Origin of the sequence: Spirillospora sp. NPDC047418, from assembly GCF_040643275.1 — a bacterium.
Lineage (GTDB): Bacteria > Actinomycetota > Actinomycetes > Streptosporangiales > Streptosporangiaceae > Spirillospora.
Map to the genome: position 1 here is coordinate 14,286 of NZ_JBEYTW010000084.1, position 24,200 is coordinate 38,485.

The window sequence follows — 24,200 nt, forward strand, 5'->3', positions numbered from 1 at the left end:
CTACTTCCCTGTCAGGTGTGTGAGGAGGAACTGCGCGATGTCCCCGAACGCCTTGATCTCGTTGCTGCGGTTGGTGAATCCGTGGCCTTCGTCAGGATAGACGTCATAGCGCACGTCAATGCCCCGGGCGCGGAGTCTGGCGACGATCTGGTCGGACTCGTCCTTGGGAACGCGCGGGTCATGGGTGCCCTGGATGACCAGCAGTGGTGCGGTGATCGCGTCGGCGTAGGTGATCGGGGACCGGCGGGTGAGGTGTTCGGCGTCGGTGTCCGGGTTGCCCAGGACGGCGTCCACGGTGGGTCTCCAGGTGGGTGGGCAGGCCCGAGCGAGCGTGACCAGGTTGGACGGGCCGCAGAAGGACACCCCGGCCGCCCACTGGTACGGCAGCCGCGACAGGCAGGACAGCGCGGCGAAGCCTCCGTAGGAGCCGCCCATGACAGCGATGCGGTCGGCGTCGATGCCGGGGAGAGTCTGCAGAAAGCGGACGGCGTGGTCGAGGTCGTCCAGGTCGATTCCGCCCCAGTTTCGGTAGATGAGCTTTTGGTGGGTGAGTCCGTATCCGGTGGAGCCGGCGATATTGGGTGCCAGCACTGCGATGCCGTGGTGGAGGAGGTACTGGTAGAGGCCGGAGTAGGCGTAATCAGGACGTTCTTGGGCCTCGGGGCCACCGTGCACGGAGAGCAGGACCGGATGGGTGCCGGGCGTGTGCGGCTGGTAGAGCAGGGCGTGGACGTGGCGTCCGCCGGAGGCCGGGTAGGTGATCAGGTCAGGCTGGACGGGCTCGACGACCTGAACGGCGGGTGGGCGGGCGTCGGTGAGGTATCGGAAACCGGCTGCCAGGTCGAGTACTCCGATCTCGCTGGGCCGGGTCGCCGAGTCGATCTCCAGGACGATCCTTTCCCCGTTCGGGCTGATCGAGATCGCATCGATGACTCCCTGCGGAATGTCCGCGAGCGTGAACGCCGGGCCGCTTCGGCTGGCACGGAGCACAGAGCGTCCGCCTTGGTTGATGGACCAGACGAGGATGCCGCCGGCGGCTTCGATGTGCTCGACATCCCAGTTGTCGCTGGTGATGCGTGTCAGGGAGGCGTTGTTCAGCGTGTATCGGCCGATGGAGATGAACTCGCCCCACATGTCGGTGCACAGGTAGAAGGCGGTCGAGTCCGGTGTCCACGGCCCCGGGACGAAGTAGCCGTTTCCGTACTCGGCGGTCACGCAGGCGGCCTCGATATCGGGCTTGGTGAGGTCGATGAGGTATGTAGCGATGTCGGTGTTGGACCGGGCGCCGGCGGCCGTCAGCCACCGCCCATCCGGTGAAGCGCGGACCGGGGTGAAGTTGACTCCGTCCGGAGGGATGATGCGACGCTCGGTGCCGTCGGCCAGATCTCGAATGAGGATGTCCTGGACGGTGCATTCGCGGTCGTTGGCCGCGTAGAACAGGTACCGGCCTTGGGCATCGAACGGGGCCTTTGCCAGGACCCGCTGGCAGTCGGGGCCCGTGCTGATTTCAGTGAGGTCTTGCCCGTCTGCGCCGATGCGGTAGATGCGGTACTGCTCGTCGCCGTTACGGTCGGCGGCGAAGACCAGGCCCTTACCGTCCGGCAACCACGTGATCTGCCGTACGGCTTGGCCTTCGAGTTGGGTCACACGGTGCGGCGTCCCGCCAGCGGCCGGGATCGTCCACAGGTCGAAGGACCCGGCGGCGTTGCTGCAGTAAGCGACGGTCTCGGCGTCCAGTGACAGGGCTACCTGCCCTCGGAAGCGTTCGGTGGGGACGAAGTCCACGTAGTCAGGCATCGCTGCTGCTCTCCAGATGGGGTAGGTGTCAGTCGATCCAGCCGCGTCGGGCTACCGCGGCGCCCATTGCGATGCGGCTGGTGGTGCCGAGGTATTTTCCGACGGTGCTGATGTGGCGTCGCACGCTGCTGGTCTTCATACCGATCCGCCGAGAGATCCCGTCATCGGTCATTCCCTGCGCCAGCATCCGAAGGATCGACATCTGAACCGGCTTGAGCGGCATCTCCGGCTCGGTGTCGCCGAGCGGGACCGCACGCTCCCACAGCAGTTCGAAGTACTCGCGCAACGCAGCGACGATCACCGGGGACTTGATCAGCAGCGCGCCGGGCAGTCCGGTCGGGGTCAGCGGCAGCAAGGCGACCGCCTCATCGGCCAGCTTCATCTTCATGCCGATCTTGGGCAGGATCCTGGCCTCTTCGCCGGCTCCGGTGTGCATTTTGATGATCTTGATGCCAACGGGATTTTCGGCGCAGGACGCCTGGTAGATGGTCCGGCTTGCGACGTTGCCTTCGAAAGTGGGAAGAGGCGGCATTCCGGCCAGTTCTTCCAAGGGGCGTTCCATGGCGAAGTTCTCCAGGGTCAGCCAGTGGCGCCGTGCCGTTCCGAGGAGTGAGCGGGAGGTGTCGGTGATCTCGGTGCGGTCTGTGAGTATGCGCACCAGTTGGTCGGCTTGGCCTTCCATGACTCCCGGGAAGGGATGCATTTCGACCATGCGGCGCTGACCGTCCAGCAGCCGTTGCTGGTCGGCGACCAGCTTGCGGGACAGGGCCGCGAGTGCTCCCTGCAAAGCCAGATCCGGAGCGGTCGCGACCAGACGCGGGGAGACCGCCAGCCCCAGCGGCATGACATAGGCCAGCCCGGTCTCTTTCAACGCCTCGACGATCTGTGGCCCGCCGAGGACGTCCGCGGCCTCGGATGGCAGGCAGCCGTCCGACGCAAGCAGCCGGGTGTAGGGACCGAGCAACTCATCGGCGACGATCCCCCTCAGCAGGCCGGTGGCTGTCTGTTCAACTTCCGTGCTCACTCACACCTCCCGTGACAGAGAGTATCGATGCAAGTGAGCAGCGTCGCCAGAATGGCGCATGAGCGTTTGGTGTCAATGAGCAGAGTCGCCATCAACCGCCCGGCTACCGACGCTGCGGCTCCGGGCCCACTGGCGTAGCGGTTTCCGTGGAACCAGCTCCGATGGATCGGACTGCTGAGCCTTGGTCACTTACCACCATGAGGCGTTTCGGTCAGGTCCGTGACCTCGCAGAACCCGGTTTGATCAAGGTGCCCCCGCCACCGATCGACCCGGAGTGAGAATGAATCGACTGCGCAACGCCACCCACGCGCCCCTGGCTCGTCGGCTTACCAGCATCACCATCAAGAGACGCAACGCGCGTGAATGCCGCAGGCCTGTCCCTGAGCCCTTCCTGGCACGTGCCTTCAGCCACCCGCAGGGGGCCGGCGTCATCGGTCCCGGCGCCCAGCGCCTGCTGCGTTCCGTACTGGTCGACGCCCTGACCGGCAGCACGAGCGGATGCGATGTCGTCATCGCGCGCACCGACCTGGAGCGCCTGCTGGGCGCCGCATCCGTCGGCCTCTCGTCGCGCTTCGCCTCCGTCCTGCGCGTCACCGACACCTTGGAGGAGGCGATCGAGCATCTTGAGAGCATGCCTCCGCGCACCACTACTGCCGGACCGGAGGAACAGGTTCCAGTCCTGTGGCTGGCAACGCCGGGAGCGGACGCCGACGTCGTCCACCAGTCGCTGGAGAGCCAGCGCGCGACCGACCTCATCACCCTGTTCAACGGGCCGTGGCCGTACGGCCCCGCCCACTTCATCGACACCGACGGCCCCTGGCGCCCGCCCGACCGCGATCTACAACTGCTCACCCGCGCCCAGGCGATCGCCAGGCTCCGAGCATTCGGCTCGCCAAGCTGAAAGCGGCAAGTTCGGTGTGGGCCAGGGAACGCTCGTCCCCGACCCACACTATTCAGCGAAGGTCCGGACGCTGGTCCCTAACTTGGAAGACGTCGGCGACGGAAGCGTCGATACGGGCAGCGGCGTCGCTGAACGCGTGCGATCCGCCGATCAGGTAAGCGCGGTGTAGCTCGTCCTGTTCCTCCCGGTCGGCCAGGTCGGCATTGCGCCGTGCCTGGTCGGCCAGAGCATCCCGGGACTTGGTAAGTGCCCGCTGAATCCCGTCGGCGAACTCGCCTTCGGTCAGGTCGTCGGGGAGCAGCAGCGCCAACACCGCGGGTGGATCACATGATCGCCGTTTGCCGCCGCGTCGCCGCAGGGAGAGCCGGAACCGACTCACGATGCGTCCGTGTCTGGACGAAGCAGCCACGACGCCCAGACGACCTTGCCGGTTACCGTGGCACCGGTACCGATGGGGTACCAGCCCCACTCAGTGGCCAGGGCTTCGACCAGTTGCAGCCCTCGCCCGCCTTCATCGTCGATGCCACCGGCGGCCAACTCGGGACGTGCGTCGCTGGGGTCGCGCACCTCGGCGATGAGGTGGCCCGCCGAGATGCGGAGTTGAACGAGGATCATCGCCAAAGTGCGGTCGTCCAAGGCGTACAGGTCCACGGGAGCCGGCTGGCCGCTGGCGTCGAAGGCGTTCGTGGCCATCTCCGAAAGGACCTGCTGGCACTCCCAGCCGTGGGCGGTCTCCAACCCCCACGCAGCCAGCTTCGCCCGCGCAAAGGAGCGCACGAGGGGGATCGAAGTGGAGAACGCAGCCATGCCGATGCTGTCGCGGTGGTCCTCACCTCCGTCATGGTCAGGCGGCCGGCTACCAGCCGGAACCGCCCGGCGACGCCGGACGGCGGCAGTGGATATGGACATCTCTCGGAACTCCTGCCTGATCATCGCTGGGGAGAAGAGACGCAGCCAGAAGCGCGTTGGGGAGCATCTGGCTACTTACAGTCTCGTCCTCGTGACAGTCACGAGTATGCGACTGTCTCACTCAGTCGGGCAAGGGTTTCCGTGACAGTACGCAAAGAGGCCGTTACGCAAATGCGCACAAAACGGGTGTTCCGCAACAAGCTCTTCCCACTCTGAAGCGACGAGGAGATGTCAGTTCTGGCGGCAGGCTTTTGTCGGTATAGCAGCGCCCACATGCCGGGCGATCAGGGGGCGACCGTGCTGGTGAGGCTGCGAGGTCGTCGAGATGCAAGCCTTCGAAGAGCCGTGCCGCACCTTGGTCGTACTCGTCGCGCAGCGCCCGCGCGGTAGCGCGGGCGTCCTCGGTGGGGTCCACCAGGACGGCACGACGATCTTCTTGGTGCGGTGCCCAGTCCCGTCCACAAGCCGGTGACATTACGCGGTGACAAGCACTCGTCGGCTACGGCAGGCGGTGTAGCCCTTCCTTGATCGCGGCTATGAGGGCACCCCACTCCCCCGCCTTGAACTCCAGCACGTGACCGTCCGCGCCGAGCGCCGAGTCCCGCACACCGACGTCCGAACGGCCGCAGACCCGTCCAGCCTCGACACAGTTGTTGCCCGTTCCGCTGTATGAGGACTTGCGCCACCCGGTGTAGCGCTCGGAACCGCTCATGATCGTCTTCCTAACGAGATGGCAGGGACTTTGCTACCTGCGCCAGCATCTCGCGCGACCTTTCGACCGAAAGCGCCGCGCTCACCAAACCGGTGTACACCATCTCGAACTGCCCAGTCTGCTCCTGGTCCGTGAGTACGAGGTCAGTGGCCACCGCCTCCAGGCCGACCACGACCGGGTCACCGCTGTCCGGGTATCTGTAGATGGAGAACGAGCACTCAGGGATGTTGTAGCCGGGGATCTCGGCATCCACCGGCAACACTCGCACCGTCAACTGTTCCTTCTCGTCCGCCAGCTCGATGATGCGCTCGATCTGCCTCCGGAACACCTCTGGCGGAACCGACCGTCGCCGCAGCACCATCTCGTCCAGGATGACCTCGTACGCCGGGCCGTTCGAGCGATGCAGCATTCGCTGGCGCCCCACCCTGCCCTTCAGCACACCACCCACCTCGGCGTCCGAGGGCAACGGCAGCTCGCTGTTGGCCAACCGCGTCGAGATGAATTCCTCGGTCTGCAGCAGCCCCGGGATCAAGTTCTGCTGGTACTCCCGGATCACCGCTGCGCCGGCCTCTAGGTTGGCGAACCGCGCCTGCCGCTCCCCGATGCCCGACGACTCCCACCATCCATGGGACGCCGCCTCCGAGGTGATCTGCACCAGCTGCGTCCACCGGTCACCCTCCACACTCAAGGTCTCCAGCAGTCTCTGGACGTCCTCCTGGCTCGGCGGGACGTGCGCGTTCTCCAGCTTGCTGATCATCTGTCGGTACACCCCGGACCGCTTGGCCAGGTCCTGCGCCGAGACGCCTGCGTGCTCCCGCAGCTCCCGCAACTCCGCAGCAAGCCGCAACCGCCGCACATACGGACTGATCATCCAGCCGCCCTCCACACGTCCCAACCGCTAGAATGTCACACAGCAAGGAATGTCACCCTACCGAGACACCGAGGCTCCGCGTCATGTCTCACTCGCCGGATGCGCACCGGCTTCTACGGCCACTTTGAATGACTTCTCGAAAACGGCGAAAAGGTAGCAACCAGGCGGTTCTGGCACAGTGCCGGAGCGGAGGACGCCTGGTGCCCAGAGCCCGGTGTTCGCCTTCCAGATCCAAACGCGCGCCGACACAGGCCGCAGTGAGATCGACCACCGCTGACGCTCGTCGAGACCGCCTGCGCCACCTGTCGGTGAGTGTTCTTGCTCAGTGAGCAAAAGTCACCAACGGCGTCGGCCGAAACCGCCTCGCCCTGATGTGTCGTCGGTGCCGCGTCCTCAGCCCTCAGCGGTCACGTCATGCGGCTGAACACTTATCACCATCGCACGTTTCGCTCATGTCGTTGGCCTGCACCGTTCAGGTTTCATTGTGGCCCGTCAGCAGAGAGACCCGCTTGGAGGAGCCCATGATGGGCATGGCCCGCACCTACCACCGCATCAAGTCAACAACGAGTCACAGACCCCACGACCGCTCGGCCGGCGACCTCGGCGGCGCCTCAACGGATGTCCACCGTCCTCCCGGCAGTCGGCTCCAGCCCCGCGCAATGAACCGACCGGCCACGAGCCCGCCCAATGACCGCGGATCCGAACTCCCGGCACACGCCCTTCGGGACCCGCAGGGCGCCCGCTTCGTCGGTCGAGGCGCGCACGGCCTTGACCGTTCTGCCTTCAGCGAGGCACTCACCGGCAAGGTCGGTGTGTCCTGGATCCGCGCGGCCAAGCCCGACAGCCCCTGTCTGTTCGGCGGGCCCCTCGACGATTAGCTCCTTCCACCCCACAGATCGTGGAGGGCCTGAAGGAGGCGTCGTAGGGTCGGAAGCGTCCCGATGCACATTGGCCGGCCAGGCAGCCGCGCGAGACCGCGGCTGCTCTACTCGACCGGGGCGCCGAGACGGGTTGGCAACCTGACCAACCAGGCGGTGCACCGCACCGCTGACGAAGAACTCGAGCAGGGCCAGCGCCCGGAGGCGGCGCTGGCCCTGTCGGGGTCTGTTGAGGACCGGGAGAGGCCTCTACCGGAGACAGACTGCGTACGTCGGGCACGCATAAAGCTACGCGGGGCGGAGGCTTCAGGGACTGCTCTGACTCTGAGCTATGAGCTGGTCGGCGATGACGGACTGGAGCTCGTTGATCTTGGTTTGGGCTTCCTCAAGCTGGTGCTTGAGTTCCTTGACGTTGCCCTGTTCTCCTTGCCCCGTCCGCATCTTGTCCAGTGCCTGCAAGGCCGTCTCATCCGCGTTGGGGAGGCTATGTAGGTAGCGCTCCGTCGTGGAGATCCGGCGATGCCCCAAGCGCTCTTTGACGACCTGGAGGTCAGCTCCGCCGGCGAGAAGCCAGGAGGCGTGGGCATGGCGCAGGTCGTGGATCCGCGGCTTGCAATCAAGCCCGGCGGCATCGCGGGCCGGATACCAGCAGTGTTTGCGGAACCAGTTGGCGGAGATGTGTGGGTCGGTGTCGATGACTCTGGGCTTACGCGGCTTGTCCTTGCCTTCGGCACGACGCTTGGCGCGATAGTCGGCGTATGCGCGTCGACAGTGCGCGCACTTACACTTGCCGAGGTTGTATGCCGTGATGGTGCCGTGTGTGTACGTCCGGCCGTTCGGTGCGATGAATGACAACTCCTCCGCATCGAGGAGTTGGGGCGCCGACTCTAGCGTTTCGTGATGCCGGGAAAAGAGAAGGTCCTCGGAATCGAGTCCTTCTGCAGCGACGTGGGCTTTGAGTTTGGCGACGATCTGTGCGCTCAACTTGAGGCGGCGCGCGCGCTTTCCTTTGGGGTAATCTTTGACCAGAAACCTTTTTCCTTCGGGGTGGTGCTCCGGGACCAGTTCGGCCACTGAACGACGCACCGTGAGGATCTGAGTGTCGAAGTCGAGGTCTTTGACGCGTAGTTCAGTTAGCTCTCCCCAGCGTAGGCCGCTCTCGATATCCGTTTCGATCAGTAGTTGCGCATTGGCGTCGGGAAGTGCCTGGTAGATCCGGTCGAACTGTTCCGACGTGATGATTACTCTCGCCTTTTCGGGGACGGGATCCGTCTCCACGGCCCTGCTTGGGTGATAGACGATCACGTCATCGTTGAGGGCTGTGGTGAAGATGGCGTTGAGGATCGATGTCTTGCAGTACTTGATCCTGTGAGCCGAGACACCCTTCTTCTTCAGGCGAGTGATCCAGTCACGGACGTGTTCGGAGGTGATCGCCCCCATCTTCAGTTTGCCGAAGTACGGCATGATGTGCGCGTTCAGCGCGTACACATAGTCTTGGCGGGTGCTGGCCTCCATGCGATGGTTGGGCAGCCACGTCCCCTCGACGTACTGCTGGAAGGTCTGTCTACCGCGGCGAGCGTCTCCGACCTTCCCTTCGAGCACGCGCCCCTCGGCCCTCATCCACGCTTTTCGGGCATCTTTCTTGGTGTCGTACATTCCGGCCGATTGCTGACGCCCCTCGGCGTCAAGGTAGAGCGCCTGGTAGCGCGTCCCCTTCTTGTTGTCGTACCTCCGAACGAAGCCCACGACGATCACCCCCGGGGAACCTTGATCATCTATCATTTTTCTATCACTGGATCTTGTGTGATCCAGTGATAGCTCGACGGACTCTCCGACAGAAGCGCAAGCCTCTGACCTGCAGTTTAGCCAGGAATGAACAGAGACGCCAACGCAGAAATTGAACGCTAATTAGGCCTTCCAAACTGGCTACGCGGGTTCGATTCCCGTCGCCCGCTCTCCTATTTTCCCAGGTCAGAGCCCTGTAGGGCGATCTTGAGAGCCTCTTCCAAGATCATTTGTCACCCATTTGTCACTGGGATCTGGCACGTCTGAGCGGCATCCTGGTTCATCTGCGAACCTTAGCGATCATGACCTGGCGACACCCGGCAAAGATCACCACGGGCACGGACCTGGCACCCTCAACACCGAAGGCCCGGCCCTCCAACGGAGAACCGGACCTTCGCTGGACGTCCCGCTAGCTCGGCTCGATCCCGAGAAGCCGGCGGAGGTCGACCGTGACGACGCGGTAGCTGGCGCCGATGCGGATGACCTTGCAAGGGAACTCGCCTCGGCGGGCGAGCTGGTAGGCGCGCGTGCGTCCGAGTCCGATGGCGCGGGCTGCGGTCTCGACGCTGATCGTGGTCGGGAGGGCGAGAAGCTCGTCCTGGCTCATCTGCTTCACGGCTCAGGCCCCCTTCCGGGAGCTGCCGAGCCATCTCGCCCGTAGCCCTCGGCTTGCTGGAGGTCTTGCCCGTGGCGCGTCTCGTCGGATCGCGGCTGCGGGAGCCGCTTCGGTGACAGTGCCGCTGAGTGGTGGTGCGCTGGCTGCGGGCGGCGATCCTGTGCCGTGAACGTGGTTGATCGCGCTCCGGGCCTGGTTGATGGCTTCGCCGCATCCAGCGCCCAGGTGGCGGGCGTGGAGGATGGCGCGACCGAAGTCGTCGAGTGCCTTGTCGAGGCTCCCGCCGTGGTCACGGACGAGGTGTCCGTCCGCGTGCTGGCGCGCGAGGAAGCGTTCGAGTTGAAGGAGAAGGTGGTCGAGCTCGGTGGCGGCTGTGTGGACGGCGTCTAGCACCGCGTAGACGGTCGCGGGTCCGGCAAGGCCGCTGGGTTCTTCCACGGACTGCTTCAGCGAGCGGACGGCTCGTTCCAGATCCTCGGCGAGCTATTCGGTCTCGTAGTCGATCTGTGTACTACGGCTGGTCCCGCTGGGGCTGAAGGTCATGAATGCACTCCTCGAGGTGGAGGCCCTCCATGGGAGGGCCAGAGGTGATCGTCGTCATGGCCCGTCCTTCCTGTTGAGGAGCGGCAGATAGAAGTCTCTGCCGCTTCATGACGTTGTTTGCGCTCCGTGATTGTGTCCGTGACCTGATCATGGCGCAAGCACACCAATGGCATCGGCGAGTCCCACCCTCGCAGGTCAGCGCGTCGGCGCGTCCCTACGAGGTTGTGTCCTTCGGGCTGGACGAGCGGAGGGTGCGGCCGTCGAATGCAGTCCCTCAGCCAGCGGCACGGGGAAGGCTTCGGCCGCGAGCCTCGCCATCGCCCGGCCCTCGTCGAGGGTTTCAATGACGCGCGGCGGTACCGGTCCGGTCGGTTTGGACGCGGTCTGTCGGACGGTGTGCAAGCGTTCGACGGCTCGGCGGGCGGCATCGGCTTGTGCGTGGCGTTGCTGGGCAAGTCGATGTTCGGCCGCCGACTCGATGAGATCGGCGAGGTTGGCGATCAGGAACAGCAGATCGACGGTGAGGTTCCTCTTGTGTTCGCGTCGATCTCCCCAGCCCACGTTGGTGACCGCGAGCGTCCGCGCTACCGCGCGAAGCGCCCTTCCATATGGCGTGGGCGCTGGCGAGCGGCCGAACGGTTCTCGGGCGGCGCGGTCGTAGATGTCAGCGGCCTTGGCCAGTTCACGGTTACCGGTGATGTCCGCGGTGACATGTAGGACGTCAGAGGCCGCCACTGCCAGATCGGCGCGAACACGGGGATCGCGGAACTCGCGCATCTGCCACGCCGCCGTACCAGCCACTTGAGCAGCCTCCCGATAGGCCGCTGCCCGCTCCGGGTAGTCGCCGGACGAACCCGCCTTACACCTATGCGAGCGGGCCGTCGGCAAACCGCCCGCGCTGTCGGTCCACCGAAGGCGCAGCTTGGGCAAGGTGAGGTCATCAGCGAGCTTGCCCCCGGAGAAGAAGATCGGTGCCCCCTCCGAGTTGGTGTAGTCGGGCACCGCAACGGCATATCCCGTCACCTCACCGGGCGTGCGGACGCTGAATCGCAGCCGCACCGCCAGCCCGCGCTCGCGCAGGCCGGCGAAGAACGCCTCTTCGCTGTCGGACGATGCGGCGACCGTGGCCAGCTGCCGACGCAGCACAGTACGAGGCGCCTCCTCCCACCCGGCGCGTTCGGCTCGTTCCATCTCAGCGCGCGAAGGACGGGGCGCCGCCGTCCGATCCGCGGGCGCGGTACGACACAGCCCGTACCGCTCCTCGACGACCTGGCACGCCTTCCGCGCCTTGAGGTAGTCGCGAGTGATGTTGGGTCTCCGGCCGTCCTCTCGCGCGAGCGTGGCCAGGACGTGGATGTGATCGTCGGCGTGCCGCAAGGCGATCCACCGGCACGCCTCCGGATCACCGCGTGGTGCGATACCGGTCTGGTGCATCAACTCTTCGGCGACATCGGCCCACTCCTCATCGGTCAGAGCCCGATCGGTGGGGGCCGTCCGCAGCGAGCATTGCCAGACCGGCCCCGCCGGCCGGCTTCGCCGCAGCGTCTCCAATGGAGACCCCAGCACCTCGCCCAGCGGGCGAAGATCGCGCTTGCCGTCCGCGCGTATCGCCGGCTCCAGTGCGGCCGGGTGCCGGTACCCGGCAACGAGGTGGGCGTCGGTGTGCTCGTTGCGCTTGCCCGGCCCGTACAAGTACCGCAGCAGGTTCCCGACATCGGCGCCGCGCGTGACCTTCGCGATCACGGCAGACGCCTGCCGAGTTCGACGATGACGGCCTCCGTCCGCCGCACCACCTGGAAGCAGTACGCCGCCAACCACGCCACCGACTCCGGAACCTCGTTGTAGGCGTTGGCATGGCGCACGAGCTGGTTGAGGTTGACTCCGACCGCGTTCACCTGACGGCTGGCATTCCGCAGCTCGGCATGCAACTCGACGAGCGCACCGTCCACAGGCTGCTCCTCGCGAATCGCAGTCCGAACCGTTTTTACGACGAAGGCGCTACACGCGAGTCCGGCTCGCGTCGCCGCTTGGTGGAACTCTTCGTACTCCTGGTCGCAGACGCGGATTCTCAGTTCCCGCTCTCGCCGCCGCCCTCCGCCGAGCTTTGCTCGACGCTGCAGCGGCTCCGTCCCCTCGCTGCCTCGTTTAGATGTCGTCATGCACCTCCGCTCCGGGCTTTTGAGGGACCGCGCTCGGTCCCCGGCCTGGCCAGTGTGATCTTCCGAGCGGAAGTTATCCACAACAGGTAGCGCTCTACCAGCTATCTTGCATCCCGCACTGAGCTGATGATGCGTCGGTTCACGAAGGTCGACTCGTATCAATTGACGAGCCGTTCTGACGCTTACTGCCGGGCGGTATCGCGTCCTTCAGCTTGCTGACGAATTCCTCGCTATCCGGTCCGCGCAGCAAGAACAGGAATCGCCGAGAACGTCTCCGGTGTCAGATTCGGCCAGTCGATCCGATGAGGAAGGGCTTCAGCCCTCACAGGCTGCGAGAAGGAGGTGCAGCCACGCCGGTCCTCCCTCTGACGACCTTCCCAGCTTCGACCAAGCCGCAGATGTCGGCCAGGGACATTCATCCGCTCCGCTCGGCTTTCCGGTCCTCGGTAGGTGGTTCGCTGGGGCCCGCGGGGCCTCCCGACACGGATGCCGGCCGATGAGATCTCCCGGGCCCGTGCATCAGTAATGGAGCGGTGTCTCCACTCGAGGGCACACGTCACTGATCGTCTACTACCGCGCGCCGGCGCCGCCGGTTCGGAACCGAAGTATGCGGTGCTCCAGATGACCGCCGCCGGCGCTCTTGCCGTCGACGACGCGGGAGGTGTGGCGAGTGATCAGGTACGTCCGCGTGCGGGTGCGCCGCTGTACTCCTTAGCTGTACAGCAGCACCATCGAATGCCCAGGTACGAGGACGTTTCTACGCGTCCTCGTCGCCGTTCAACGCTCGCATGAACCAGTCGAGAGAGCCGGTCTTCTGCGCCTCCTCGGCGAGTCGCTTGGCGGACGCGGTCTGGAGCTGGGCGAGCGAGCTGTCTACCCACGGTTGGGTGTTCTGATTGCCGTGCTCTCGGTACTCGATGGCCTGAATGAGGCACTCGAGCTTGTCCGCGTCACGGGCGCACATCGCCTCGGCGCTGGCCTTGCCTTCGTACTCCGCGACGACACCCGTGATCATTGCGGTGACCACCTCCGGCAAACCGCGGGTCTGGCGCTCGGTGACCTGCTCGTTGGACGCCTTCTTCACGTACGGCTTGGCAACGTAGGGGATGTCGGTGAGGCGCGTCTCCTGGCTGTCATGAAAGAGGCTGAGCAGTGCAGCACGCTCGGGGTTGGCCCCCTCCATCGCGGCCAGGACGCTCGCGATGATCGCCGTACGGAGCGAGTGATCGGCAATGCTCTCGGGATCGTTGACGCCCGCTACAAGCCACCCGGTGCGCTTGTAGCGCTTCAGAAGCCCGATCTCGTACAGGAACCCCGCCAGCCGCTCCGTCTCGTTCGCCATGCTCACCCTTCTCTCAACGCCCGTCCGCGATACGTAGACCGTAGAGGACCTCTTCCAACTCCCGTCGCGACTGGACGGAGACCGCAGCTTCGTCCAGGACCCGCGCCGCCCGTTCCTGCAACCGACCGAGCGTGCCGGGCTCGTCGTGGACGATAGCGGGGCGGTGCTGAAGAAGCGCCCAGACCGTATGGGCGACGACATCGATGTAGACGTTCTTCGGCTCCAGCTTGCCCACCAGATGAGCAAGCAGCTTCGTGCCTCTCCAGGACCGAATGGGCAACTCGACCATGAACGTGTCGGCTGTCTGCGGCTCGGTGATCTCCCCCAGCCAGTACGCCCAGTAGTTGAGGTTGGCCGTCTCGCACCTGTCGGTCTTCATCGCCTGGCCGATGAACGCTTGAAGCGCCTCAGGGTCTCCCTTGCGAGCTAGGGAGTGCGCTCCGGACCGCACAACAGCCCATGACAGCGACCAGTCGGCGGATCGTTGAGACCTGCGCTCCTCCTGGCGCTGCATTCCCGCCAGCCATTGCACCGTCTCTAGGGAATCATCGAAGCTCGCGACATAATGTGCTTGCCTACGAAGCAGCATCCCGTCGACAGTGCGGACATCGGCTCTCTCTGCGGCGCTCTTAAGGTGCTCGAAGAAGTGAGCCCGTTCGTCTATCGCCAACCGCGGCCCGCTCGAAACCGGACCGCGGCGGGGAGATCTACGCGGAACATCGTCCAAGAAAGACGGCCGCTGACCCGACACCGCCCATGAGGTCATGTCAGTGAACGGTCGCGTGATCACCCACATGGAGAGCGGATGCTCATCCGGCGGAACCTTTGCCGGTGCAGTGCCCAGGACCTGCGCGAGGAAGTGATCAGCTTCAAGCGCCGGCTCGAGTTGAGCGAGCAAGTTGGGCTGCGCCCCGAGTCGTAGCAATCGTGCACGAATCGCTAGAAAACTCCCCGTGGGCACGGCGATGAGAGGTCGACGCCCAGACTCCCAGCCCTGCACAGTCGTGAGATCGACTCCAAGGTCGTCGGCCAGTCCGTCCTGGGTGAAGCCGATCGATTCGCGAATGACCTTGAGGAGGTAGCCCGAAATACGACCTTCGCGGGGACCGCCGTTGAAACCCCGACTGCCAGTCAAGGTTTCTCGTCCACCTGGGGCCATGAGTCCACTACCGCCGTCCGTACTCGTACTCGCCGTCAGTTCATCGGCATCAATCAACGCCGTAGCGTTAAGAAGAGCTTAACCGAAGATCACTATTCACGCCTCTAGGTAAGAGGGCTCGTAATGTCAACGGATACATCGAAAGCGCTAGAGACGCGCCGGATGCGCGTCTGGGCGCTCGCCCAGACGCTCAAGTCCCACGGCTATTCGGTAGAGGTGGCCGAGTCTGAGCCCCTGCTTGCGATCCCTGCCGCCTTCTCCTCTCCGGTGTTGGTGCGATGCGACCTGCGCGCGATCTGCGGCGGTGAGCCATGGTTCTGGTTCTCCGATGGTGGCGCAGTCGCACCGGCCGATGACGCACACCTGCACGAGGTGGTCGTAGCGGTCAAGGGAAGGCTCGCTGCGCGGGCCAATGGGTAACTCCTCACCGGACCGGGTGACCTGGTACGGGCGGGCCACGGGGACATGGCGGGCGCTCGTATCTGTGTCGGACGGACCTGCGTTGCTGGAGGCGGGGACCAACCCTCGTGCACCTCGCGATGCGATCGAGAATCCGGCGGCCTGGCCGTCGTCTCAACGCGAGTTCCTGCTCGTCCGTCCTGGCGGCGACTACACGAGGGCCAACATCGAGGCCGCCCTGATCGAGGGACTCACCGCCCAGCACGCGTGCGTCCCGAAACTCCTCAGTCGGCAGGCAGACCACCACGAGCAGCAGCCCCATTTCGGAGGTGGCCACACCATGAACCCCGCTGGCTCCCCACAGCACCTCCCCACCGACGAACTGTGCACCGCAACCAGCCGGATCGACGCCAAGTCGATCCGCGATGCCGAACTCGGCCGCCTCTCCCGCCAATACGGAGCGATCGTCTGGTGGGGCACTACACCCGCGCATGGTGGGTCATGCTCCCCGGCCCCCGTCGGCTCCTGGACGCCCCCACTCTGGCGGCGCTCGAAGGACAGATCATCCGCACGCTGGGACTCATGCGATGACCGGCGGCCCCAGTCGTCGCGCATCCACCTCGAATCGCCGTTCTGGCATGAGGGCGATGCGCGAAAGGGCGCGGCGGCCTTCACCCCTCGGAAGCCGCCGCGCCCCCACACACCCATGTCCCCCTGCACAGCTCAGCAGGCCCTGGCTGACCTCGTCACCTCGGTGGTCTTTGAGTCCGCCCCACACCCCTCGGCGAGGAGACATCGTGCCTCTTGATCCCGGCGATGTGCGAGACCTGACCGCCGCGCTGGGCTCCTACCGCCGGCTGATGGAACAGGAAGTCGTTCCCGAATCGCGGTGCTACCTGTTCGGCAGGCGTGAGAACCCCGAGCGGATCGAGTACCTCGGCAACATCATCGAGCGCGCCGCCGCTCCCACGCGGGCACGTGACTACGACCACCGCCCCCGGAGGCTCCAAACTCCTCCACCCGGCCTACCGACAAGGCTGCGCCCCGGCGGATCACCGAACCAACGGACACCGGTCTCCAGCAGCCCACACCGTAAGCCGGGAGCGGCACGCGGCGGGACGGCGCCCATGGCGCCTGCACCGCCCACTAGAGCCCTCCGCCCAGGTCAACAGACGCGCGCCTGGGCCGAGAGAACCAACCACTACGCGCGTCGGAGGTGCACATGACCCTCGCTCCCGCCCTGGCCATCGCCACCAAAGATCCACGCGGCCTCGTCACACCCGAACTGTTCGAGCAGATGGTGAACGACGTGGTGATCTTCGACAAGGTCACCCGCCTCTACGCCGAGCGCGGCGTAGAGCAGTTCCTCGTCTTCATGAAGGCGTGGGGCGACACCATGACCGAAGTCGGCGGCGACTCCCGCGCCTGGGTGAAGTTCGCGCCCTCGCCCGCCGTCGACAAGATCTGGCACCGCTCCATGATGCGCACTCGCACCTTCGCGGCCGTGTGCGACATGGTCGCGGGCCGGTTCATGCACCACTTGCCGATCATGGACGAGGACATCCGGTCCGGGCAGGCGTCCGAGCGCGGCCTGGCGGCGATGCGCGCCACCGGGTACCGCGTCGATCTGGAATGGTGGATGGACGGCGAGTCCTGCTGCCCGGAGAACTGCGCGCAGCCACCGACGAACGCCTGACACCACCAGGGGGTTGATCCATGCGCAGCCACTGGTCCGCCCTGCCGCCCGAGGCCCTCGGCGCGATCACGGCGCGCACCGGCCCCATCCACCGGGTCGAGCCCGCGCCGGCTGGCAACCACGCCGACATCGCCGCGACCATCCACACCGCGGACGGCCGGTTGTTCGTCAAGGCCGCACGCAAAACCGCGCCGGCCACCGACGGCCCGGAAGTCCGGTCGCTGCGTTGGGAAGGCGCGATCAACCCCCACGTCACCGAGTACGCCCCCCGCCTCCATTGGACCGTGGAGGCGGGCGGGTGGCTCCTCCTAGCCTTCGAACACGTCCAGGCCCGGCACGCCGACTACACCCCCGGCTCACCCGACCTGAACATCCTCACCAAGATCATCGACAGCCTGCAGGCACACCCGCTCCCCGACCTGCTGGAACGCAAGCGCATCGAGCGCCGCTGGGAATCGATGGGCGACATGACCCCACTGGCTGGCAGCACACTGCTGCACGCCGATCTCAACCCCGCCAACGTCCTCCTAGGCGACAATGACACCGCCTACGTAGTGGATTGGACGTTCGCCGGACGCGGCGCCGCCGTCCTCGAGCTAGCACTCCTCATCCCCTGGCTACTCAAGGCCGGCCACACCCCGGCCGAAGCAGAACACTGGGCCTCACAGTTCCCCGCCTGGACAGCCACCGCCCCAGCCACCATCGACCTCTTCGCACGCGCCTTCGCCGCCAAATGGCAAGCCAACCTCACCACCAACAACGAGCCCTGGGCACTCGACCACGCGTCCGCAGCACGGCAGTGGGCATCGCATCGGCGCGCCCGTACCTCCGCAAGCTGAAACATGGTCTCGAAGCGCAATCCCAACAAGGGGTGCCGAGACGGCCGTGAAGGTGTTCACGGTCGAAGCAAACACTGCATGCCGTCAGGGGGCGGCGTCGCCGGCAAACTCCGCCAGCAACCCGGCCGTTCTTACACTCCAGCCCGCTCAACGAACCCAACGGGCACAACCAGGCACAGTTGAGGCTTCCGCAGACCGAAAACGGAGCCACCCCGTGAGCAAATAACCGTCGAACCTAACAGCCACACGCCGCAGTCGACCCTGCCCTCAACCGGTCGTAGCAATTGATCTTGCAGTGGTGTAGTCCTGCTCGGCGAGTTGATCGCCGGGGGGAGCTGCCGTGGGGGCGGTGCGACACATGCTGACATTGGTCGACCGGGAAGAGATTTCTCGGGGAATCGCCGAGGGGGTGCAGAACCAGGTCATCGCGGAACGGATCGGGCGGTGCCCGAGCATCGTCTCGCGCGAGATCGCCCGGCACGGCGGGCGGGGCCGGTACCGGGCCGCGCGGGTGGACCGGACGGCGCGGCGGACGCGGCGGCGTCCCAAGACCCGCAGGATCGACGCCGACGCCTACCTGCGGTTGGTGGTGGTCGAGCTGCTCGAGCAGGGCTGGTCGCCGCAGCAGATCGCCGGGCGGTTGCCGATCGAGCACCCTGCCGACCAGCATGTGAGGGTGTCCCATGAGGCGATCTACGGCTGGATCTACGCACTGCCCAAGGGTGAGCTGGCCCGCCAGTGCCTGGCGTTGCGCTCAGGCCGCACCCGCCGCCGGCCCGCGCACGGCCGCGCGCCACGGGCGCCGCGGATCCACGGAATCCGGTGGATCGACGAGCGGCCCGCCGACGCCATCGACCGGCGGGTCCCCGGGCACTGGGAAGGCGACCTGGTCGTGGGCAAGGACGGCAAGACCGCGGTGGCCACGCTGGTCGAGCGGGTCTCGCGGTTCGTGGTCCTGGTGCCGCTGGCCGGACGGGACGCCGCCACCGTGTCCGAGGCCGTCATCGACCAGGTCGAGGATCTGCCGGACGTGGTGCGACGGTCGCTGACCTGGGACTGCGGGTCGGAGATGGCCGAACACGCCGCGATCACCCTCAAGGCCCGCCTCCCGGTGTACTTCGCCCATCCGCACTCTCCCTGGGAGCGCGGCACCAACGAGAACACCAACCGCTGGCTGCGGGAGTATTTCCCCAAAGGCACCACGATCACCAACGACCCGGACTATCTGCAGGCCGTCGCCGACGAACTCAACAACCGACTCCGCGCTATCTTCGGGTTCAAGAAGCCCAAGGAAGTGTTCGCCGAGCTACTGACCAGCGGAGTTGCTTCCACCGGTTGAGGGCAGGGACATCTTCCACAGAAGGCGGCACGTCCACCCCCGTCCGGTTCCAATCTCCCACGATCACAACGGTGGCCCTCTCCCGTTCAGCCTGGATCAAGACAGACCTAGCCGTCCAAATGCGGCCGAAGTACTTGACGGTCCCGGTAGCTCGGCCCCGCCAGCCAGAGACCCACCAACACCTTCGCGATCGCCGGTAGCCGGAGGCAGCCGAAAGATCTGAGCCCGCACCCGCCACGTGCGGAGCTTGCCGCTCAGTGTGCCTCTGCACTGTGCGGTAACAGACGCTCTTACGGCTACAAGATCAACGAGGGCAGTCGAGCCACTTGTCCGGCAGCGGCCATGCCAATGCGGTACGGGGTGGCCCATACTTGTGCATCATGCTTCATGGGGGTGGCACAGTAGGGAGCGAGCGGCCCAGGGGCCGGAGTACTCCGACGGCATCGGCCGGATCTTCGATGAGGCCGCTGCCGACTGAGCCCGCTCGTGCCACGGCCTGTCCGCACCGTCATGCTCTAAGAGAAGTCCTGTAGGAGCTCGCAAGAAACTTTGACACTATTATCACATTCCACCTTCTCAAGCAGCATGAGATACGGAATGATGCGTCATCGCTTTAGGAAGTTAGGGGGGTCATGCCCAAGAAAAGCAACGATCAACGTCTTTTGGACCGAATATTGGAAGACCAGAGATCTCACCTTGCCCCAAGCCAAACGCCGGAGGATTTCTTTAATTACTTCTCCGCAAGTATAGCTTTGCAGGATCTCGACTTGGATATCGATGAACTGCGCGATGGAATTGTCGACGGAACGCATGATTGTGGTATCGATGGCATATGGGTTCTAGTTGACGACCGTTATGTGTCTGCCGATGTCGATCGCCATACCAATCTTCACGCCAAGAAGATTGAACTTGTGATTCTCCAAGCAAAGACGTCCTCAGGGTTTCAGGAGACAACATTTGAAAAGCTTCACTTCCACCTCCCCGTATTGCTCGATATGGGACGCGATGTAGTCGATCTTGCTCCAACTACTAATGCGAAGCTGCTTGAGCGCACAGGAAGATTCCTGCACATACTAGAGGCTTTGGCCTCCTCCTTCCCGGACGTATACGTCCGGGTGATCTACGCAACCCGATCAGCCGAGGCCCCACACCCCAACGTACGTGCCAAAGGAAATAGACTGATACAAGAGTTGGTGAAGGTATCATCCGGAACTAGGTGTGACATTGAGTACCTAGGTGCTGCGGAACTGCGGGAATTATCCGGCCGCGGCGCGACTGTTATCTCTGAATTGGTTTTCACGGAGACCCCTATGGCAACATCGCTTGGGGAGGGCTATGTGTGCCTGTCGCGACTGGACGAGTACTATAAGTTTATCACCTCAGACAATGAGGCACTAAGGCTTGAATTGTTTGAATCAAATGTAAGGGATTATGCTGGCAGGACTTCGGTAAATACTGCGATCGGTGAGACGCTACAGTCTAGTCACCGGGACGACTTCTGGTGGTTTAATAACGGGGTGACACTTGTTGCCGAAGAGGTGCGCATAGCAGGCAAGAAAATCGTAATGAAGTCACCTCAGATAGTTAACGGACTGCAGACGAGTCACGAGATCTATAACTACTTCCAGGAAAATGGCCAACATCATGACCGTTCAATCTTGGTGAGAATTCTGGTACCGCCGGCATCTGGTCGAGCACGCGACAGCATAATCAGGGCAACCAATAGCCAAACACAGTTGCCTCCGGGTGCGCTACGAGCAACCGAGAAGATTCAGAAAGATATCGAGGAGTCGCTACAGAGGGATGGATACTATTACGAACGTCGTGCAAACTATTACAAGAATCTCGGTTTTACCTTGGACCAAGTCGTGAGTGTATCGCGCCTTGCAAGAGAGTTCACCTCATTTGTCCTTGGAGAGCCGCACTCGGCTCTCAGTTACTCCGACACCCGTCTGCTGGAGGATTCTCACTATTATCACGTCTTTACCTCTGACTACGATCTCGATCTATATCGCCTTGTGCTGGACATACACATTAGAGTTCGGGAGTTTCTTGCCTCCTATGCAACAGATGCAGAACTTTTGGGCGGCACCATAGAGAATTGGCGTTACCACCTAGCCTACCTTTCAAAGTTCACTCTGACACGCTTGCGTAGACCTACACCAAGCGACTTGCTTAACATCAGCACCGACCACATGACGGACGACCTATTGGAGCGGATGACTAAGCTGCTCGAGAGGGAGTATAAAGCCGCCATCCGAGGAAACAGAACCGAAGGAATCGACAAGATCGCGCGTAGCCATATATTTTCAACGCGAATTCGTCAAGCAACTATTGAGCTGCGTCGATTCAATATTCGGCGTTGATGATTAAAAGTTCCCTGCCGTAGTTGAGCTACCTGCCTTCCTGGCATGCACTTCCAAGCCGCCCCCAGCGACAAACTCCGCCGTGAGACAATGAGTCTGAGCAAGCGGACGGCATGCAGGCTCCGATCGTCTTGCAAGTTCGTGGGGGCAGACAGGACTGCGCAGACGGAGACTACGATCGCCCGATCCGACACCGCGGGTTCAGATGTCGGCACCGGCTGCCATAGTGCGGACATGGATGTTGATGAGTTCTGGAGACTGGTCGATGCCGCTCGGCGAGATGAGGGTCCGTTCGCCGAGTCGTTGACGACTCGACTGGCCGCACTGCCTGACGAGCGGATACTTCAGTTCCAGGAGTGCTTCGACGCGGCGAGCACGCGTGTGTACCGGTGGGATGTCTGGGCGGCGGCGTATCTAATCGGTGGTGGCTGTTCCGATGACAGCTTCACTGACTTCCGGGCGGGGCTGATCGCGTTGGGCCGTGAATGGTTCGAGCGGGTGGTGCAGGCGCCAGACAGCCTGGCCGGCCACCCACTGGTGATCGAGGCTGCCGCGAAACACAGCGACTATGTGATCTTCTACGAAGAGGCCGCCTACGCCGCTGGCCAAGCGTTTCAGCAGGTCACGGGCAGTGAGATCTGTGAGTTCTACGAGGCGCTGGAGCGCCGGCAGACCGCCCCCGAGGCGGTCACTGATCTGGGAGAGAACTTCGGCTTCGACGACGAGGAGCAGATGCGGCAGCGATTGCCGCGGCTGATGGCGTTGTTGAAGCCTCAGTCGTCTTCATGAGGCATCCCGGGCGCGATCAACGGCTCTCAACTTCTTCGCAGACGCGGCGGCCTCGCTGCGGTCACCGGTTTCCTAAGGCACGGTGAACACGGGTATTCGAGATCGAGACCAGTGTCGATATGGTCTGGAGACCTACGGCGCGGTCGGCTTCGCTGCCTAGCCCCTCGTTTCGCCGTCCAGCGCTCCGGCCCCTCTCGAGGGGAACAGGATCGCACGAGAGGGGCGGAGCGCTGGGCTGACTTCAGTCTGGCTCTGGTCTAGGCGGGGCGGAGGTTGGGGGCGTTGGGGGTCCTCTGGGTGAGGAGATTATCGGTGATTAGGGCTTGGAGTTCGGCGATCTTGGCTTTGGCTTCGGCCAGTTCCTTCTCTGCGTCCGGGGTGGCCGGCGGGCCGGTGGGGGTTGTGCGGATCTTGGCTAGGGCTTCTAGGGCGGTTTCGTCGGCGGTGGGGAGGGTGTGGAGGTAGCGCTCCGTTGTGGAGATCTTGCGGTGGCCGAGGCGTTCCTTGACGACCTGGAGGTCGGCGCCGCCGGCTAGGAGCCAGGAGGCGTGGGCGTGGCGGAGGTCGTGGATGCGGGGTGACCATCCGAGGTTGGCGGCGGCTCGGGCAGGGTGCCAGCAGTGCTTGCGGAACCAGTTGGCGGAGATGTGGGGGTCGTCGTCGATGACGCGGGGGTTGCGGGGGTTGTCCTTGCCCTGGGCACGGCGCTTGGCGCGGTAGGCGGCGTAGGCGGCTCGGCAGTGGCGGCACTTGCACTTGCCGATGTTGTAGCCCGTGGTCGTTCCGTGGGTGTAGGTGCGGCTGTTCGGTGCTGTGAAGGTGAGGGTTTCGGGGTCTAGGAGTTCGAGCTTGGGCGGCTCGTTTCGACGGCGGCTGAAGAACAGGTCGTCCGGGGCGAGGTCGTTGGCTTCTGCGTGGGCTTTCAGCTTGGCGACGATCTGGGGGCTGAGCTTGAAGCGGCGCCAGCGCTTGCCCTTGGGGTAGTCCTTCACCAAGAAGCGGCGGCCCTCCGGGTGGAACCTGGGGAGCAGTTCGACCACAGAGCGGCTGACGGTGAGGATGCCGGTGGCGAAGTCGAGGTCCTTGACGCGGAGTTCGCTCAACTCGCCCCAGCGGAGACCGCTCTCGATGTCGGTCTCGACGAGGAGTTGGGCGGTCGCGTCCGGGAGGACGGCGTAGATGCGGGCGAACTGCTCGGCGGTGATGATCTGGCGCGGCTTTTCAGGGACGGGGTCGGTCTTCACGCCGCGGCTCGGGTGGTAGACGAGGACGCCGTCGTTGACGGCGGTCGTGAAGATGGCGTTGAGGATCGCGGTCTTGCAGTATTTGATGCTGTAGGCCGAGGCGCCCTGCTTCTTGCGGTGCGTGATCCATTCGCGGACGGTCTCTGAGGTGATGTCCTGCAGTTTCATGTCGCCGAAGTACGGCATGACGTGGGCGGCGAGCGCGTAGGCGTAGTCCTGGCGGGTTGATGCCTCGATGCGGTGGTTCGGGAACCAGCGTTCCTCTACGTAGGTGCGGAAGGTCTGGCGGGCACGGCGAGGGTCACCCGCCTTGCCTTCGGCGATGCGGGACTCGGCTCGTTGCCAGGCTCGGTCGGCCTCCTTGCGGGTGCCGAAGGTGCCTGCCGTCTGGCGGACGCCCCGAGCATCGTCGTAAAGCGCTTGGTATCGGGTCCCCTCTGGACCCTTGCGCTTGCGTGTGAAACCCATACTCCCCCGAGCAAGATCATTTGTCACTCATTTGTCACTGGATCATGGAAATCCGAGCGGCATCGGCGAGGACAGGATGGCATACGAAACCGCCTCTGACCTGCAGTTTAGTGGGTTAGAGGTGATCTTCGGGGGATGCTAAATCGCCACTTCCAAACTGGCTACGCGGGTTCGATTCCCGTCGCCCGCTCCAACGTTTCCCCAGGTCAGAGGTCACATGGCAGTGATCTTGGAGTGATTCCGAGATCTCCTATCACTGTTTCCATCACTGACCCTTTTTCATCCGTCCGGGCGGACGTCGATCACAGCATGATCGCGATGGAGGCGTTCGGCGGGTGATGTGAAGAAGCCCCTGGTAGACGAG

The 24,200-nt window shown here is 64.2% G+C and carries 21 protein-coding genes; 8 read left to right on the forward strand and 13 right to left on the reverse strand.

What is annotated here, in order from left to right; all coding sequences use genetic code 11:
• Both ABZ806_RS35115 and ABZ806_RS35120 read right to left on the reverse strand, forming a co-directional pair.
• Positions 1-1,797 carry a S9 family peptidase gene (locus ABZ806_RS35115; protein ID WP_500221883.1) on the reverse strand — a complete coding sequence of 599 codons (1,797 nt, stop codon included), beginning with the start codon at positions 1,795-1,797 and terminating at the stop codon, positions 1-3.
• A 28-nt stretch (positions 1,798-1,825) separates the two neighbouring features.
• Positions 1,826-2,821: a LuxR C-terminal-related transcriptional regulator gene (locus ABZ806_RS35120; RefSeq protein WP_500221886.1), complete on the reverse strand. Its 996-nt coding sequence runs from the start codon at positions 2,819-2,821 to the stop codon at positions 1,826-1,828.
• 280 nt (positions 2,822-3,101) lie between these two features.
• Between ABZ806_RS35120 and ABZ806_RS35125 the strand changes: the two genes are divergently transcribed.
• Entirely contained in the window at positions 3,102-3,722 is a 621-nt protein-coding gene (locus ABZ806_RS35125) for a hypothetical protein (protein ID WP_500221888.1), read from the forward strand.
• Between the two features lie 52 nt (positions 3,723-3,774).
• Here ABZ806_RS35125 and ABZ806_RS35130 read toward each other — a convergent pair whose 3' ends face one another.
• The 6 genes from ABZ806_RS35130 to ABZ806_RS35155 form a co-directional block, all read right to left on the reverse strand.
• Positions 3,775-4,035, reverse strand: coding sequence for a hypothetical protein (locus tag ABZ806_RS35130; protein ID WP_500221890.1), 261 nt, complete (start codon positions 4,033-4,035; stop codon positions 3,775-3,777).
• 62 nt (positions 4,036-4,097) lie between these two features.
• Positions 4,098-4,529, reverse strand: coding sequence for an ATP-binding protein (locus ABZ806_RS35135; RefSeq protein WP_500221892.1), 432 nt, complete (start codon positions 4,527-4,529; stop codon positions 4,098-4,100).
• Positions 4,530-5,130: 601 nt separating this feature from the next.
• Positions 5,131-5,343: a DUF397 domain-containing protein gene (locus tag ABZ806_RS35140; RefSeq protein WP_500221894.1), complete on the reverse strand. Its 213-nt coding sequence runs from the start codon at positions 5,341-5,343 to the stop codon at positions 5,131-5,133.
• Between the two features lie 10 nt (positions 5,344-5,353).
• Positions 5,354-6,214, reverse strand: coding sequence for a helix-turn-helix domain-containing protein (locus ABZ806_RS35145; protein WP_500221897.1), 861 nt, complete (start codon positions 6,212-6,214; stop codon positions 5,354-5,356).
• A gap of 1,184 nt (positions 6,215-7,398) precedes the next feature.
• Positions 7,399-8,847, reverse strand: a complete 1,449-nt coding sequence (locus ABZ806_RS35150; protein WP_500221899.1) for a tyrosine-type recombinase/integrase — start codon at positions 8,845-8,847, stop codon at positions 7,399-7,401.
• A gap of 439 nt (positions 8,848-9,286) precedes the next feature.
• Entirely contained in the window at positions 9,287-9,484 is a 198-nt protein-coding gene (locus ABZ806_RS35155) for a helix-turn-helix domain-containing protein (protein ID WP_346048737.1), read from the reverse strand.
• 174 nt (positions 9,485-9,658) lie between these two features.
• Here ABZ806_RS35155 and ABZ806_RS35160 point away from each other — a divergent pair, with 174 nt between their 5' ends.
• Positions 9,659-9,883, forward strand: coding sequence for a hypothetical protein (locus tag ABZ806_RS35160; protein WP_500221901.1), 225 nt, complete (start codon positions 9,659-9,661; stop codon positions 9,881-9,883).
• A 348-nt stretch (positions 9,884-10,231) separates the two neighbouring features.
• On the opposite strand, the gene ABZ806_RS35165 is transcribed toward ABZ806_RS35160, so the two are convergent.
• From ABZ806_RS35165 to ABZ806_RS35180, 4 genes are all read right to left on the reverse strand, one after another.
• Complete coding sequence (locus tag ABZ806_RS35165) at positions 10,232-11,779, reverse strand: relaxase/mobilization nuclease domain-containing protein (protein ID WP_500221903.1); 1,548 nt, start codon at positions 11,777-11,779, stop codon at positions 10,232-10,234.
• Positions 11,776-11,985 carry a hypothetical protein gene (locus ABZ806_RS35170; protein ID WP_500221905.1) on the reverse strand — a complete coding sequence of 70 codons (210 nt, stop codon included), beginning with the start codon at positions 11,983-11,985 and terminating at the stop codon, positions 11,776-11,778. Before ABZ806_RS35170 ends, ABZ806_RS35165 begins: the two co-directional genes overlap by 4 nt.
• A gap of 967 nt (positions 11,986-12,952) precedes the next feature.
• Entirely contained in the window at positions 12,953-13,537 is a 585-nt protein-coding gene (locus ABZ806_RS35175) for an HD domain-containing protein (RefSeq protein ID WP_396451297.1), read from the reverse strand.
• A gap of 13 nt (positions 13,538-13,550) precedes the next feature.
• A complete protein-coding gene (locus ABZ806_RS35180; protein ID WP_500221908.1) occupies positions 13,551-14,672 on the reverse strand; it encodes a helix-turn-helix domain-containing protein in 1,122 nt (373 codons plus the stop codon).
• Positions 14,673-14,858: 186 nt separating this feature from the next.
• On the opposite strand from ABZ806_RS35180, the gene ABZ806_RS35185 reads away from it, so the two are divergent.
• From ABZ806_RS35185 to ABZ806_RS35210, 6 genes are all read left to right on the forward strand, one after another.
• Positions 14,859-15,116 carry a hypothetical protein gene (locus ABZ806_RS35185; protein ID WP_500221911.1) on the forward strand — a complete coding sequence of 86 codons (258 nt, stop codon included), beginning with the start codon at positions 14,859-14,861 and terminating at the stop codon, positions 15,114-15,116.
• Positions 15,117-16,317: 1,201 nt separating this feature from the next.
• On the forward strand, positions 16,318-16,791 hold the full coding sequence (locus tag ABZ806_RS35190) for a UCP032817 domain-containing protein (RefSeq protein ID WP_500221913.1): 474 nt from the start codon (positions 16,318-16,320) through the stop codon (positions 16,789-16,791).
• A 20-nt stretch (positions 16,792-16,811) separates the two neighbouring features.
• Entirely contained in the window at positions 16,812-17,630 is an 819-nt protein-coding gene (locus tag ABZ806_RS35195; protein WP_500221915.1) for a phosphotransferase family protein, read from the forward strand.
• Positions 17,631-17,988: 358 nt separating this feature from the next.
• A complete protein-coding gene (locus ABZ806_RS35200) occupies positions 17,989-18,969 on the forward strand; it encodes an IS30 family transposase (protein WP_500221918.1) in 981 nt (326 codons plus the stop codon).
• Between the two features lie 632 nt (positions 18,970-19,601).
• Positions 19,602-21,335: an AIPR family protein gene (locus ABZ806_RS35205; RefSeq protein ID WP_500221921.1), complete on the forward strand. Its 1,734-nt coding sequence runs from the start codon at positions 19,602-19,604 to the stop codon at positions 21,333-21,335.
• A 234-nt stretch (positions 21,336-21,569) separates the two neighbouring features.
• A complete protein-coding gene (locus tag ABZ806_RS35210; RefSeq protein WP_500221923.1) occupies positions 21,570-22,124 on the forward strand; it encodes a DUF4240 domain-containing protein in 555 nt (184 codons plus the stop codon).
• 257 nt (positions 22,125-22,381) lie between these two features.
• On the opposite strand, the gene ABZ806_RS35215 is transcribed toward ABZ806_RS35210, so the two are convergent.
• A complete protein-coding gene (locus ABZ806_RS35215; protein ID WP_500221925.1) occupies positions 22,382-23,836 on the reverse strand; it encodes a tyrosine-type recombinase/integrase in 1,455 nt (484 codons plus the stop codon).
• Positions 23,837-24,200 lie beyond the last annotated feature (364 nt).